This is a genomic window from Streptomyces coeruleorubidus (genome assembly GCF_028885415.1).
Lineage (GTDB): Bacteria > Actinomycetota > Actinomycetes > Streptomycetales > Streptomycetaceae > Streptomyces > Streptomyces coeruleorubidus_A.
Genome location: NZ_CP118527.1, coordinates 8,570,615 through 8,587,153 on the forward strand (window position 1 = coordinate 8,570,615; position 16,539 = coordinate 8,587,153).

Here is a 16,539-nt window from a genome sequence, read left to right on the forward strand (position 1 = left end):
GGCGAGCCTAAGTAAGGGGGCCTTGTGGTCACTCAGTCCGTCACCGGGGTCGAGTCCGAGTCCGATCAGGCCTCACGGCTGGCAGCCAGGGGCGTCACGGTCGGATACGGCGCCCGGACCGTCATCGACGATCTCGACGTGGCGATACCCCCCGGGGTGATCACCACCATCATCGGCCCCAACGGCTGCGGAAAATCGACCCTGTTGCGGACCCTGTCCCGGCTGCTCAAACCGTCCAAGGGGACGGTCGTGCTGGACGGTGACGACATTGCCCGGCTCAGGACCAGGGACGTGGCGAGGAAACTCGGCCTGCTGCCGCAGGCGCCGGTCGCGCCCGAGGGGCTGACGGTGGCCGACCTGGTCGCCAGGGGTCGCCATCCGCACCAGAGCTGGCTGCGGCAGTGGTCCTCGGACGACGCCGACGTGGTCGAACGCGCGCTGGCCATGACCGGGGTGTCCGACCTGGCCGACCGCCCTGTCGACGCGCTGTCCGGCGGGCAGCGGCAGCGCGTCTGGATCTCGATGACCCTGGCCCAGGGCACCGATCTGCTGCTGCTGGACGAGCCGACCACCTACCTCGACCTGGCGCACGCGATGGACGTGCTCGATCTGGTCGACGATCTGCACGAGTCGGGATGCACCGTGGTGATGGTGCTGCACGACCTCAATCTGGCCGCGCGCTACAGCGACAACCTCATCGTGATGCGGGCGGGTTCGATACTGGCGCAGGGGCATCCCCGTGACGTGCTGACCGCCGAGCTGCTGCACGAGGCGTTCGGACTGCGCGCCAAGGTCATCGACGACCCGGTGGGCGACCGGCCGCTCATCGTCCCGATCGGTCGCACGCATGTCCAACTCGACTAGTTCGCCATAAAGTTACGTAAGTAAGGCTAGGCTTGCCTTACTGCCTTGCGATACGGTTTGCCTGCCCTTATCCGGGGGCGCAGTGGACAGTGCGAACAGCAAGGGGATTGACGGATGCTCCTCCACAGAACGACGCGCAGGACGCCATGGCGGCGGGCCGCGGCACTCCTCTCCGCCGCGGCGCTCGGCGTCGGCCTCCTCGCGGGGTGCGGTTCCGAAACCGACTCGGCGGACAAGGGCAGCGACAACACCTCGACCGCCGCGGCCGGTGCCTTCCCGGTCACCGTGGAGCACGCGTTCGGCACCACGAAGGTCACCGAGGCCCCGAAGCGGGTCGTCACCGTCGGCTACACCGACGACCAGACCGTCCTGGCGTTCGGCATCAAGCCGGTCGGCATGACCGACCAGTACCCGAACCCGGCGGGCCAGAGCCCCGACATCAACACCCAGTGGCCCTGGGTGAAGGACAAGTGGGGCGACACCAAGCCCGAGGTCATCATGAAGAACGGTGACACCGGCCCCAACTACGAGAAGATCGCCGCTCTGCGCCCGGACCTGATCGTCGCGGTCTACTCCGAGATCGACCAGGCCGGCTACGACAAGCTCTCCAAGATCGCGCCTACGGTGGCCCGCACCAAGGCCGAGAAGGAGCCGTTCAGCGCCCCCTGGCAGGACAACGCCCTGCACATCGCCAAGGCACTCGGCAAGGCCGAGGAGGGCGAGAAGATGGTGCAGGACATCCAGGGCAAGCTCGACGCGGCCAAGAAGGCGAACCCCGAGCTCGCGAAGCAGACCGCCGTCGTACTGTCCTGGTACGAGAACTCGGTGGCGCCCTTCACCTCCACCGACGTGCGCGGCCGGCTCGTGACGGGCATCGGCTTCAAGTACCAGACCGAGATCGACAAGGTCGCGGACGGCAGTTTCTACACCAAGCTCTCGCCCGAGCGCGTCGACCTGGTCGACGTCGACCGCATCTTCGTCATCAACGACAAGGCCGACACGGCGTCGCTGAAGAAGTTCAAGCTGTTCGCCAACCTCGACGCCGTGAAGAAGGGCAACGTGTCCTACCTGCTGGACAGTGAGGGCCCGGCGGTCGGCGCGGCCATCTCGCAGGGCACCCTGCTGTCCATGCCGTACGCCGTCGACGAGCTCGTGAAGTCGGTGGCCGAGTAGCGATGCCGGTCACCATCTCCTGTCCCCTTCCCGCCCGGGTCGCGGTGTGAGCGCGACCGCCACCCGCCCCGCCCCGGCGACCCTGCACACGGCGACCGGACGCGAGGCCTCCCGATGGGTCGCGGCGCACTGCCGCGAGGTGCCCTGGCTGTCGGCGGCCACCGTGCTCACCACGGTGGCCGGCGCGGCGCTCCAGGTGCTCCCGGTCCTGCTGCTCGGCCGGGTGGTCGACGGCGTGGTCGAGGGCGAGTCCCGCTCGGTCCTGGTCACCATCGGGGTGCTGATCGGGGCCGCCGCGCTGCTCGGCGCGGCGGCCACCGCGGTGTCGACCTACCTGATCGGCCGGCTGGGCGCCGATCTGCTCGCACGGCTGCGGGAAGGGGCCGTCCGGGCGGTGCTGGGGATGCCGAGCGCCCGCATCGAACAGGTCGGCCGGGGAGACGTGCTGTCCAGGGTCGGCGACGACGTGGCCGTCATCTCCAAGGGCATCCGTACGGCCATCCCCACGGTGTTCTCGGCCGGAGTGCTGGTCACCATCGCCACGTTCGGCATGTTCGGGCTGGACTGGCGGCTCGGACTGGCGGGCGCCGGCGCGCTGCCCGCGTACGCGCTGGCCCTGCGCTGGTACCTCCCGCGCTCCGCCCCGCTCTACCGCAAGCAGCGGGTGGCCCAGGCCGACCGCGCGCAGGCGTTGATCAGCGGTCTGAACGGGATCGACACGGTCCGGGCGTACCGCCTGGAGGGCGTCTTCCGCGAGAAGGTCACCAGCGAGTCCTGGCGGGTGCGCGATCTCGGTATCGAGGTGTTCCGGTTCTTCGGCCGGTTCGTCGGCCGGGAGAACCGCGCCGAGTTCATCGGGCTGGTCCTGATCCTCCTGGTGGGGTACGCCCTGCTGGAGGCCGACGCCGCCACCCTGGGCGAGGTGTCGGCGGCCCCGCTGCTGTTCCACCGGCTGTTCGGTCCGCTGGGCCTCATCATGTTCACCTTCGACGAGGCGCAGAAGTCGGGCGCGAGCCTGACCCGGCTCGTCGGTGTGCTGGGGGAAGCCGGGGAGGGCCGGCTGGTGGGTGACCCGGCCGTCGCGCCGGCGGACGCCGAGCCGTTGCCGGTGACGGTGCGGGGGCTGACGTTCCGTTACCCCGGCGCCGAGGAACCGGTGCTGAGGGACGTCGATCTGACGATCCCGGCCGGGGGTTCGCTCGCGCTGGTGGGTGCGACGGGGGCGGGCAAGACGACCCTGGCCGCGCTGATCGCGGGCATCGGGACTCCCGAGGCCGGGTCGGTCCGCATCGGCGCCACGGACCTGGCGGGTCTGGACGAGGCCGGGGCGCGGGCCCTGGTGAGCATCCTGACGCAGGAGACACACGTGTTCTCCGGCCCGCTCGCCGACGACCTGCGGCTGTCCGCGCCCGGGGCGACCGACGCCGAACTGACGGACGCGCTGCGCACGGTCGGCGCCGACGCATGGGTCCAGGCGCTGCCCGACGGGCTGAACACCACGGTCGGCGAGGGGGGTGAACGCCTGGACGTCACCAAGGTGGCCCAGATCGCCCTGGCCCGGCTGGTGCTGGCCCGCTCGCCCGTGGTGGTGCTCGACGAGTCCACCGCGGAGGCCGGCAGCGAGGGCGCCGCCGAGCTGGAACGCGCGGTCGTGGCCGCGTGCGCGGGCCGGACCACGCTGTTCGTGGCGCACCGGCTGACCCAGGCGATGGCGGCGGACCGGATCGCCGTGCTGGACGCGGGCCGCGTCGTCGAGCAGGGCACGCACGACGAGTTGGTGGCGCTGGGCGGCCGGTACGCGCGGTTGTGGCAGGCCTGGCGCGAGGGTAGTTAGGCAAGCCTAAGTTAGGCTGGGCTTACTTTGGTTTCCTTGAAAGGGTGCTGAGTCTTCGATGATGGAACCGAGCGCTCGTCTCGTACGGCTTTCTCCCGCACTCCTGGCCGACGTACGCCGGCGGACCGGCGACTACTCCGACAGGACCATCACCGAAGCGTGCGCCATCGGGCTGTCGTACTGGACGACGGGCCGGAGCCCCGACGGCATCGACCTCACCCCCGGCACCCTGTTCGCCGACGTCCTCGGATGGGTCGACAACGGCGGGGCCGGGCCCGGTGACTGGGAGGTCGGCGCGGACGGCCGCAGCATCACCGTCCCGGACGGTGTCGCGCCGGCCGACGCGCAGCTCGCGCTGGACGACCTGGCCGACTTCCCGGACCGGCCGCTCGGCACCATCGGCCCGTCCAGCGTGGCCGCGAGACTGGAAGTCCTGGCCAGGTGGAACGACACCGGGGCCGACCGGGTCCGCCCGACCATCGTGGAGATGTTCCGCGAGCAGGCGCGGACCAGACCGGAGGCCGTCGCCATCGTCGACGAGCACCGGTCGCTGACCTACCGTCAGGCGGCCGAGCGGTCCAGCCAGCTGGCCCACCATCTGATCGAACGCGGCCTCGGCCACGAACAGGTCGTCGGCATCTCACTGGGCCGCTCCGCCGACATGGTGATCGGTCTGCTCGCCGTGCTCCAGGCGGGGTGCGCGTTCGTGCCGCTCGATCCGCAGTGGCCCGCCGCGCGCCGGGCCGTCGTCATCGAGGACGCCCGGGTCGTCGTACAGCTCAACGCCTCGGGCGAGCACGAGCCGGCCGAACCGCCGGCCGTGGCCGTCGACCTCGACGACTGGCGCTACGGTTCCCACCCCACCGAGGGGACCGGCGTCACCGTCCACGGCGACGCCCTCGCGTACGTGATCTTCACCTCCGGCTCGACCGGACGGCCCAAGGGCGCCATGATCCGCCACGAGGCGATCAGCGAGCGCCTGCTGTGGCAGGTGAACGAGATCCTGGGCTTCGGCCACGACGACGCCTCGCTGTTCAAGGCGCCGTTGTCCTTCGACATCTCCATCAACGAGATATTCCTGCCGCTGGTGTCCGGCGCCCGGCTCGTGGTGCTGCGGCCCGGCGGCGAACGCGACCCGCACCACCTGCTGAGTGTGATCGCCGAACAGCGCGTCACCTTCACGTATTTGGTGTCGTCCATGCTGGACGTGTTGCTGGAGATCGCCGGCGACTCCGGCCGCCTGGACACCCTGCGGCACGTGTGGTGCGGCGGCGAGGTGCTGACCCCGGAGCTGTACGAACGGTTCCGCACCAAGCTCGACATCCCCATGTACCACGGCTACGGCCCGGCCGAGACGACCATCGGCGTCTCGCACGTCATCTACCGGGGAGAGGCGGAACGCCTGTCGACCTCCATCGGCAAGGCCAACCCCAACACCCAGCTGTACGTCCTGGACGAGGAACTGCGCCCGGTCCCCGTCGGCGTCGGTGGTGAACTGTACGTGGGGGGTTTCCTCCTGGGACGCGGCTACGTCAACGCGCCCGGTCTGACGGCCTCCCGGTTCGTCGCCAACCCCTTCGCGAACGACGGCTCCCGCCTCTACCGCACCGGTGACCTCGCCCGGTTCGCCCCGGACGGATCGCTGGACTTCCTCGGGCGTGCCGACAACCAGATCAAGATCCGCGGCATGCGGCTGGAGATCGAGGACGTCGAGGTCGGCCTCGCCGAGCACCCCGGCGTACGGCACACCTGCGTCGTAGCGCGGAAGAACGCGGCGGGCGGCACCTACCTGGTGGGCTACGTCATCCCGGCGGCAGGCAGCGAGGACCTGCGGGCGGACGAGGTCAAGGCGTGGGCCGCCGAGCACATGGTCGAGTACATGGTGCCCGCCCACATCGTCGTCATGACGGAGTTCCCGCTCACCGCCAACGGCAAGCTCGACCGCAACGCCCTGCCGGAGCCCACCATCGGCACCGGCACGCTCGTGCGGCCCACCACCGACGACGAACGCGCGGTCTGCGCGGCGGTCGCGGCGGTGCTGCGGCTCGAAGAGGTCGGCGTCGACCAGGACTTCTTCCAGCTCGGCGGCGACAGCATCCTGGCGATCTCACTGCTGACCGCGCTGCGCGACGCGGGCCTCTACGTCACGGCACGGCAGATCTTCACCCACAGCACCGTGGGGGCCCTGGCCTCGGTCGCGAGCCGGGAGGACGTCTCCACGGTCGACCACCGCGATGTCGCGACCGGTTCCGTCGTGGGCTCGCCCATCGTGCAGTGGCTCGGCGAGACCACCGAAGCGATCGACGGCTTCGTGCAGTCCGTCGTGCTGAACACCCCGCCGGACCTGACCGCCGACGCCCTCGACGAGATCCTCACCGCCGTGCTCCGCAGGCACGACATGCTGCGCGCCAGGCTGGTGCGCGCGGACCGCTGGAGCTTCGACATCCCGGAGCCGGAGGGGGCCGCCGCCGGGTGGCAGGAGAGCGACCTGCCGCTCGACGCGTGCGTCGCACTCGCCACCGACGCCCTGGACCCCGACAACGGCGTGATGCTGCGAGCCGTCTGGCGCCGCGCGGCAGGGCAGCTGGTCCTGGTCGCCCACCACGTGGTGATCGACGGCGTGTCCTGGCGGATCCTGATGGACGACCTGGCCACGGCCTGGCGGCAGTTCGCCTCGGGCACCCCCGTCGAGCTGCCCCCGGTGGGCACGTCCTTCCGGCGCTGGACGCAACTGCTGGAGCGCGCGGCGTTCGACGCGGACAGCTCCTACTACTGGCGCCCCCTGCCGGGGGAGGACCGACCGGTGGGCAGACGCGCGCTGTCCACAGCCGACACCGTCGCGACGGAGCGACTGCGGACCGTCTCGGCCGGCCCGGAGATCACGTCCGCGCTGCTGGGCGACATCCCCGCGAAGTTCCACGCGGGCGTCAACGACGTTCTGCTGACCGGGCTCGCCGTCGCCCTCGCCCGCTGGCGCCGGGACCTGGGGCAGGACCAGACCTTCGCGCACATCGAGCTGGAGGGCCATGGCCGCGAAGGGCAGTTCGTGGCGGCCTCCGCCGGCTTCGAGCCCGAACTGTCGCGGACCGTCGGCTGGTTCACCACGCTCTTCCCGGTGACCGTCGACCCCGGCACGGCGGCCGACCTCACCGCACCCGACTACCTGACCGCCGCCCTCAAGGCGGTCAAGGAAGACCTCGCCCGGGTGCCCGACAACGGCGTCTCCTACGGTGCCCTGCGCTACCTGACCGACACCGAGTTCGACGCGCCCGCACCGCAGGTGCTCTTCAACTACCTGGGCCGCTTCGCCGCCGGAGAGCCCGGAGACTGGCAACTCGCCCAGACCACCGGCCAGTTGGGCGAGAAGCGCGATCCACGGATGCGGCTGCCGCGCGCCCTGGAGTTCAACGCGATCGCCGAACCGGCCCCGACCGGCGACTACGACCTGGTGACCACCATCTCCTGGCCCGACGGCATGTTCACCGACCAGGACATCACGACCATCGGCGCCTACTTCCGGGACGCCCTCGCCGGACTGGCCGCACTCGACCCGCACGGCGGCCACTCGCCCAGCGACTTCCCCCTCGTGTCGCTGACGCAGGCCGACGTCGACGCCCTGGACGGCCCGGCGCTGCGGGACATCCTGCCGCTGACGCCGTTGCAGGAGGGCCTGTACTTCCACTCCGTCTTCGACGACGACTCGGCCGGCGCCTACGTCGAGCAGCAACTGCTCACCCTGGACGGTGAGGTGGACGCCGACCGGCTCGCGGCGGCGGCCACCCGGCTGCTCACGCTGTACCCGAACCTGGCCGCGCGGTTCGTGGCCCTCGCCGACGGCCGGGTGGTCTCCGTACTGGAGAGCGGAGTCGAGGCGCCCTTCACCACCCTGGACCGCCCCGGCATCACCGACGCCGAGCTGCGTGACCTGGCCGAGCGGGACCGCCGCGCCGGATTCGACCTGGCGACCGGCCCGCTGATGCGGTACACCCTCGTCCGCGGCGGCCCGGGCCGCAACGTCCTCGTACAGACCGTGCACCACATCGTCGCCGACGGCTGGTCGGTGCCGCCGATGCTCCGCGCGCTGGTCGCCGAGTACCACGCGCCCGGGACCGTGTACCCGATCGGCGGCTTCGCCGACTACGTACGCTGGCTCGCCGGACGCGACGCCGAAGAGAGCGACCGGGTGTGGCGCGAGCAGCTCGCGGACCTGCCCGGCCCGTCGCTGGTCGCCGAGGGGCACACCCCGTCCGACCGGTTCGCCGACACCGCCGCGCGGCCGGAGCACGACATCGACGCGGCCGCCCGGTCGGCCGGCGTGCCGCTGAGCGTGGCCGTGCACAGCGCCTGGGCGGTGACGCTGGGCGGCATACTGCACGGCGGGGACGTGGTGTTCGGCTCCACGGTGTCCGGCCGCGACGCGGATGTGCCCGGCATCGAGGACATGGTGGGTCTGTTCATCAACACGATCCCCGTACGCGCCCGTTGGACCGGCATCACCACCGCGCGGGACCTGCTCGCCTCGGTGCGGGAACACCAGGGCGCCGTCCTGCCGCACCAGCACGTCTCCCTGGCCAGGATCGGCCGCCAGGCCGACGCCGGCTCCCTGTTCGACACCCTGGTGGTGTTCGACGTCGCGACCGATGTGGAGGCGCTGCGGCGGCCCGGCGACACGCTGGTCGTCACCGACCTCGTCAACGAGGGCGCACCGCACTACCCGTTGACCCTGGTCGTGGAGCGCGCACTCGACGGCCGTCTCCGCTTCAACCTGATCTACGACGGCGAGCTGCTGCGGGAGAGCACCGCCCAGGCGATCCTGCGCACGTTCACCTCGACGCTCACCGCCCTGCTCACCCGACCGGACACCCTGGTCGACGACGTGATGTCCGAGGGCGACCGGCGCCCCGCGCGCATCACCCCGACGACCCTGGGCGGCCTCTTCGACGCCGCCGCGCGGCGCGACCCGGCCGCCACCGCCGTCACCCAGTGCGGCCTCGACGGCGGGACCAGGTCCCTGACGTACGGCGAACTGGCGGATGCCAAGGACGAGTTGGCCGCCGCCCTGCGCGCGGCCGGTGTCGGCCCCGGCCGACGGGTCGCCGTCGCCGTCCCGCGGTCCGTCGAGCAGGTCGTCGCCCTGGTCGCGATCGTCGGCGCGGGCGGCGCGTACGTACCGCTGGACCTGGCGTACCCGGACGAACGGCTGGAGTACATCCTCGCCGACGCCGCCCCGCAGGTCGTCCTCGTGGACCGCGAGCAGCGCGACCGCTTCACGGAACTCCTGGCCCGTACGGGCGTGCGGGCCCGCGTACTCGTCCAGGGTGACGAGCTGCCCCAGGCCACCACCGAGCAGCCCCGCCCGGAGCCCGGCCGGCACGATCCCGCGTACGTGATCTACACGTCCGGATCGACCGGCCGGCCCAAGGGCGTCGTCGTCCCGCACTCCAGCGTGGTGACCCTGCTCGCCAACACCCAGCCGGACATGGAATTCGGCCCGCACGACGTCTGGGTCCAGTTCCACTCCTTCTCCTTCGACTTCGCGGTCTGGGAGCTGTGGGGCGCGCTGGCGTACGGCGGTGAACTGCTGGTGCCGGAGTACGGGCTGACCCGCTCCCCGGTCGACTTCCACCGGCTGGTCCGCGAGCGCGGGGTGACCGTGCTCAACCAGACGCCGTCCGCCTTCTACCAGTTCATCGAGGCCGACCGGCACGCCGGCGAGCCCCTGCCCGCCCTGCGCCGCGTCATCTTCGGCGGCGAGGCGCTGGACCTCGGGCGGCTGCGCGGCTGGGTCGAGCGGCACGGCACCGGCTCGCCCGAGCTGGTCAACATGTACGGCATCACCGAGACCACCGTCCACGTCACCCACCGCGTGCTCACCGACCAGGACTTCGGCCCCGGAGACGACGTCAGCCCGATCGGCGGTCCGATCCCCGGCCTGGTCACCTACCTCCTCGACGACCGGCTCCGGCCGGTGCCGCCGGGCCGGGTGGGCGGCATCTACGTCGCCGGCGACCAGGTGTCGCTCGGCTACCTGGGCAGGCCCGGCCTCACCGCGAGCCGGTTCGTGGCGAACCCCTTCGCCGGGGACGGTTCCCGCATGTACCACACGGGCGACCTCGCCCGCCGCACCCTCGATGGTGAGCTGGAGTTCGCCGGCCGCGCCGACGACCAGGTCCAGCTCAAGGGCTTCCGCATCGAGCTGGGCGAGGTGGAGTCCGCGATCCGGGAACTCGACGGTGTGATCGACGTCGCCGTGACGGTGGCGGACAGCGGTGATCACCTGGTGGCGCATGTGGTGGGCCGGGTGCCGGGGGACTTCGCCGAGGAACTGTCCAGGAAGCTGCCCGTGCACATGGTGCCGGGGCGGGTGCTGCCGGTTGAAATACTGCCTCTGACAGTGAACGGCAAGCTGGATCGAAAGGCGCTGGTGAAACGCGCCCAAAGGGGCGCGGGGAACTGCGCGACCAGCCACGACGCACCCGCAGACGAAACCACCGCGGTGGCCGCACTCACCAAGATCTTCACAGAGACGCTGCCCGGCTCGGACGTGACCGCCGACACCGACTTCTTCCACGCCGGAGGCGACAGCATCATCGCCATCACGGTCGTGAACCGCGCCCGCACGCTCGGCCTGCCGATCAGCCCCCGGGACGTGTTCCTGCACAAGACCCCCCGCGCACTCGCCGAGCACCTGGCGACGCGTACACCACAGGCCGCCACCCCCACTCACCGCGAGGACGGCCCGCTCCCCCCGACACCGATCATCCTGCGCCAGCGCGAACTGAGCGGCTCCCTCACCCGGTTCGCCCAGGCCAGGACACTCCAGGCCCCGGACGGCACCGGCTTCACGGACGCCCAGCGCGCGGCCAACGCCGTAGTCGCCGCACACCCGACCCTGCGACTGCGCCTCCGCACCGAACACGGCGTATGGACCCTCCGCACCGAACCCGCCCGCGACATCACCGTCGTCCGCCCGGACACCACCGACGCGAAGACCGCCGCGAACGAGGCCGCCGGACGGCTCGACCCCGAGTCGGGAGAGGTCATCGCCTTCTCGTGGCTGGAGGCGACCCGAACCCTGGTCGTCACCGTGCACCACCTCGCCGTCGACTCGGTGTCCTGGATGATCCTGCTGGACGACCTGACCGCCGCCCTGCGCGGGGAAGCCCTGGCCGCACCGACGACGTCGTACGCCGAGTACGCCGAAGCCCTGGCCCTCGGGTCCGCCCATGCGATCGACGACCTCGGGTACTGGCTCACCACGCTCCAGGCGCCCCCGCTGCTCCCCGCCGTCGAGGGACTGCGGGAGACCACGGTCGTACTCCCGCCCGAAGCGAGCGACCGCCTGACACGCACCGCCCCCGCAGCACTCGGCATCGGCCTCACCGAGCTGCTGTGCGGAGCCCTGCGCACCGCTCTGACCCACATCCAGCCCTCGCCCACCGACCTCGCGATCGAGCTGGAGCGGCACGGCCGGGTCCCGGTGCTCGAACAGCACGACTACACCCGTACCGTCGGCTGGTTCACTTCCATCGCGCCCGTACGGCTCACCGCGCACACCGACCCCGTCGCGGCCGCGCGCGAAGTCGCCGAACGCCAGCCGGACGAGCGCGCTCACGTCGCTTACGGACAGCTCAGGTATCTCAACCCGCAGACGGCCCAGCTGCTCGACACCGCCCGCCCGCAGGTGCTGTTCAACTACCTCGGCCGGGGCAGCGAGTCCCAGGCGGTGCACATCACCGGCGGCGACCAGGGCAGCCCCTACGCCGTCGAGGTCAACGCCTGGCTGGACGAGGCCACCGGGAGCCTGCACACGGCCTTCACCCTCGCCGAGGGCGTCCCCGACGAGATCACCGAGCACTGGCAGGGCGCACTCCAGCGCATCGCGGACGCCGTCACGACGGCCGAGCGCACCGCACCGGTCACCCCGCTCCAGCGGGGCCTGTTCTTCCAGGCCCAGATGGCGGGCTCGGCCGGGCACTACGTGGCGCAGAGCTGGTTCACGTTCGACCGGCGCCTGGACACCGGCGCGCTGGCCGAGGCGATGGCGTACGTGATCGCCCGGCACCCGGTCGTGGGCGCGGGCTTCACGACCGACTCCGACGGCAACCCGGTCCAGGTCCTCAAGGCCGGCCGGAGGGTCGACGTCCGCACGATCGAGCTGTCCACGGACGCCGAGGTCGACGCGCTGCGGGCCCGGGACCGCGACACGGGGTTCGACCCGGGAGAGCCACCGCTGATCCGGCTGACGGTGGTGCGCCTGCCCGACGACCGCGACGGCCTCCTGCTCAGCTACCACTTGCTGCTGTGGGACGGCTGGTCCCGCGAGATCATGCTGCGGGACCTGTTCGACGCCTATCAGGCCGCCGTCGCGGGCGAGCCGCTCGACGCGGTCCCGGCCACGCCGAGCTTCGAGGACTACGCCCGGGCGCTCGCCGCCAAGGACGCGGCCGCCTCGGAACGCTTCTGGGCGGAGCACCTGGCCGGCCTCCCCGGCCCCACACTGCTCGCCGGACCGGCGCCGTCCTTCTCGGACGACCTGCCGCGCGCGCTCGTGCACACGCTGTCCGCCGAGCAGTCCGACCTGCTGCGGGAAGCGGCCAGGACGCACGGCGTCACCCTGAACTCCGTGCTGACCGGAGCCTTCGGCCTTCTCCTCGGCGCCCACACGGGCCGCAGCGACGCCGTGTTCGGCGTGACCGTCTCCGGCCGGGAGGGCGAGGGACTGTCCGACATCGTCGGCGTGCTGCTCAACACCGTGCCCATGTGGACGCGGCCGCGGCCGGACGACACGGTCCGCGACTACCTCTCGGCCGTGCAGACGGCCAGGGTCGAGGCGATGGAGCACGAGCACCTGGGGCTCGGCGAGATCCAGCGGGCGAGCGGGCACGACACCCTGTTCGACAACCTGTTCGTGCTCCAGAACTTCCTGGACATGGACGCCTTCGCCGAGATGAACGCCCGGCACGGCATCACCTCGGTGAAGGCCGACGACTCCACCCACTATCCGTTCACCTGGGTCGTCACGCCCGGCGACCGGCTCACCGTCAAGCTGGAGTACCGCGACCAGGACACCGGGAACGCCCGTCGCCTCCTCGACGACTACCTGCGCGTGCTGGAGGACCTGGCCCGCTCGACCGGCCCGGTGGGTGCCCTGCGGGGCCTGGGGGCGGAGCCCTCGCGGGGCGAGCGCACGGACGTCGGCACGGACACCGTCGTCGACCGGTTCGACCGGGCGGCGGACCGCGCACCGGAGCGCGTCGCGCTCGTCGCCCACGGTTCGAGGATGACGTTCGCCGAACTCCGGGACCGCAGCCGCGCGGTGGCAGGCGTGCTCGCCCGGCGGGGCATCGGGCCCGAGACGAACGTGGGTCTCGCGATCCCGCGCTCCCTCGACTCGATCGTGGCGCTGTTCGCCGTGCTGCGCGTCGGCGCCGCGTACGTGCCGCTGGAGCTGGACCACCCTGACGAGCGGATCGCCGCGATCGTCGAGGACGCCCGCCCCGAGGTGATCCTCACCGTGAGCGCCGTGTCGCCCCGGCTGACCGCGCTGAGCGGCGACCTGATCGAGCTGGACCGCCCGCTGCCCGAGTCCGAGCCGTATGTGACGTTCGCACCGGACGACCCGGACCGCCTGCGGCACCCCGCGTACACGATCTACACCTCGGGATCGACCGGCAAGCCCAAGGGCGTGGTGACCGAGTACGCCGGACTCACCAACATGCTGATCAACCATCAGCGCCGGATCTTCGAGCCGGTGCTGGCGGAGCACGGCCACCGGATCTTCCGGATCGCGCACACCGTGTCGTTCGCGTTCGACATGTCCTGGGAGGAGCTGCTCTGGCTCGCCGACGGGCATGAAGTGCACGTCTGCGACGAGGAGTTGCGCCGCGACGCGCCCCGGCTGGTCGAGTACTGCCTGGAGCACGGGATCGACGTCGTCAACGTGACCCCGACCTACGCACAGCAGCTGGTGGCCGAGGGCCTGCTCGACGACCCGGAACGCCGGCCGCCGCTGGTGCTGCTGGGCGGCGAGGCCGTCACGCCGACACTGTGGCAGCGGCTCGCCGAGACCGAGGGAACGGTCGGCTACAACCTCTACGGACCCACCGAGTACACCATCAACACCCTCGGCGTCGGCACATTCGAGTGCCAGGACCCGGTGGTGGGCGTCGCGATCGACAACACCGACGTGTACGTCCTCGACCCCTGGCTGCGCCCCCTGCCGGACGGCGTGCCCGGTGAGCTGTACGTGTCCGGCATCGGCATCGCGCGCGGCTACCTCGGGCAGCCCGCCCAGACCGCGCACCGCTTCGTCGCCTGCCCCTTCGGGGAACCCGGCGAGCGCATGTACCGCACCGGGGACCTGGTGGTCCGCCGGCCCGACGGCAACCTGATGTACCTGGGCCGCACCGACCAGCAGGTCAAGATCCGCGGGCACCGCGTCGAACTCGGCGAGGTGGAGGCCGCGTTCGCGGCGCACCCGGCGGTGCGGTTCGTCGCCGCGGTCGCCCAGCCCGACCCGCAGGTCGACGGCTCGTACCGGCTGGCCGCCTATCTGGTGCTGGACGGGGCGGAGTTGGCCACGGTGGCCGCCGACGTCGGCGCGGGACTGCCGGACTTCCTGCGCCCCACCCACTACGCCCAGGTCGACAGCATCCCGCTGACGGTGAACGGGAAGGCTGACACCAAGGCGCTGCCGGAGGCCAAGCCGCTGGGCGCGCTGACCACGGTGGGGGAGCGGGGGCCCGCGACCGAGACCGAGACCGTGGTGTGCGAGTACTTCGCCGAGGCACTTGACCTGGACGACGACGAGGTGAGCGCGGTGAGCGACTTCGTGTCCCTCGGAGGACACTCCATGCTGGCGGTGCGGCTGATCGGGCTGCTCCGCCGCGAGTACGGTCCCGTGATCACGATCCGTGATCTGTTCACCCTGCGCACCCCGGAAGCGATTGCCCGCCACCTCGATGACAACTCCTGACACGCAGCGGCCCCGCTCGGGGTCCGACATCCTCCGCACCGCACTGCGCCGCAACGTCGGCGCCATGGCCGGCGGCACCCTCCTCATGGGCATGTACCAGGCGGGCGAGACGGCCTTCCCCATCGCGCTCGGCCTGATCGTCGAGCACACGATGCGGGACCGCAGCCTCGGCTCGCTCGGCCTCTCGATCGCCGTACTGGCCGTGATCATCACGACCGTGTCGCTGTCCTGGCGATTCGGGATGCGCATCCTTCAGAAGGCCAACACGACGGAGGCGCACCGCTGGCGCGTGAAGGTCGCGGCCTGCGGCCTGAAGCCGGTGGCCAGGGACGTCGACCTCAAGTCCGGCGAGGTGCTGACCATCGCCACCGAGGACGCCGACCAGACCGCCGACATCATCGAGGTGGTGCCGCTGCTGATCAGCTCGCTCGTGGCGGTGGTGGTCGCGGCGGTCGCGCTGGGCCTGGCCGACATCCGGCTCGGTCTGCTGGTGATCGTGGGAACCGTCGCGATCCTGTCGTGCCTGAGCGTGCTGTCCAAGCGGATCGGCACCAGCACCCAGGAACAGCAGGCCCGGGTGGCGCGGGCGGGTGCGAAGGTAGCCGACCTGATCACCGGCCTGCGCCCGCTGCACGGCTTCGGCGGCAACCACGCGGCGTTCCGGTCTTATCGCGAGGTCAGCACGGAGGCGAAGGTCCAGGCGATCACCGTCGCCAAGGTGAACGGCGCGTACGCGGGCACCGCGCTGGCCCTCAACGCGGTACTCGCCGGCGCCGTGACGCTGACGGCGGGCTGGCTGGCGTTCGACGGCCGGGTCAGCATCGGCGAACTGGTCATGGCCGTGGGCCTGGCGCAGTTCATCATGGAACCGCTCAAACTGTTCTCGGAGATGCCGAAGTACGTGATGATGGCGCGCGCATCGGCCGAGCGCATGGCGCTGGTGCTGACCGCGCCGCCGGTGATGACGCCGGGATCCGAACGCCCTGCGGAGAGCGGGGACGTGGAGATCGACTGCGTCCGGTACGGAACCCTGCGCAAGCTGAAGTTCCAGGTGTCCGCCGGGGAGTTCGTGGCGATCGCCGCCTACCAGCCGCGCGCGGCGGCCGACCTCGCGTCGATCCTGGCCGTGAACGTCCCGCCCGGCATGTACGAGGGAACGGTGCGGGTCGGCGGGCGGGACCTCGCGGACCTGTCGGTCGAGGCGGTCCGTGAGCACGTGCTGGTGAACCCCTACGACGGGGAGATCTTCGCGGGGACGCTCCGCTCGAACATCGACCCGTCGGGCACCAGCCGCATGGTCCCCGAGGCCGTCGAGGCGTCCATGCTGACCGACGTCGTCGCCCTCCACCGCGAAGGCCTCGACTACGGCGTCCGCGACCGCGGCGCGAACCTCTCCGGGGGACAGCGCCAACGGCTCTCCCTGGCCCGCGCCCTGGCCGCCGACAGCGACGTCCTCGTCCTGCACGATCCGACCACGGCCGTCGACGCGGTCACGGAACAGCTCATCGCACGCAACGTCGCGAAACTGCGCCGGGGCCGCACCACCATCGTCCTCACCAGCAGCCCGGCCCTCCTGGACGCCGCCGACCGGGTCCTCGTCCTGGACGACGGCGTCGTCACGGCCGAGGACACCCACCGGAACTTGCTGGCGACGGACGAGAACTACTGCTCGGCGGTGGCGCGGTGAAGC

5 protein-coding genes are annotated in these 16,539 nt (G+C 71.4%); all 5 read left to right on the forward strand.

The window, feature by feature from the left end; translation table 11 throughout:
• The first annotated feature begins 24 nt into the window (after window positions 1-24).
• The 5 genes from PV963_RS39520 to PV963_RS39540 all read left to right on the forward strand — a co-directional run bounded on the left by PV963_RS39520 (window position 25) and on the right by PV963_RS39540 (window position 16,536).
• Window positions 25-864 carry an ABC transporter ATP-binding protein gene (locus tag PV963_RS39520; protein WP_274821248.1) on the forward strand — a complete coding sequence of 280 codons (840 nt, stop codon included), beginning with the start codon at window positions 25-27 and terminating at the stop codon, window positions 862-864.
• Window positions 865-978: 114 nt separating this feature from the next.
• Entirely contained in the window at window positions 979-2,037 is a 1,059-nt protein-coding gene (locus PV963_RS39525) for an iron-siderophore ABC transporter substrate-binding protein (RefSeq protein ID WP_274821249.1), read from the forward strand.
• Between the two features lie 46 nt (window positions 2,038-2,083).
• Complete coding sequence (locus PV963_RS39530; protein WP_274821250.1) at window positions 2,084-3,871, forward strand: ABC transporter ATP-binding protein; 1,788 nt, start codon at window positions 2,084-2,086, stop codon at window positions 3,869-3,871.
• Window positions 3,872-3,929: 58 nt separating this feature from the next.
• Window positions 3,930-14,849, forward strand: coding sequence for a non-ribosomal peptide synthetase (locus tag PV963_RS39535; protein ID WP_274821251.1), 10,920 nt, complete (start codon window positions 3,930-3,932; stop codon window positions 14,847-14,849).
• Window positions 14,836-16,536, forward strand: a complete 1,701-nt coding sequence (locus PV963_RS39540) for an ABC transporter ATP-binding protein (protein ID WP_274821252.1) — start codon at window positions 14,836-14,838, stop codon at window positions 16,534-16,536. The genes PV963_RS39535 and PV963_RS39540 overlap by 14 nt, the downstream gene beginning before the upstream one ends.
• Window positions 16,537-16,539 lie beyond the last annotated feature (3 nt).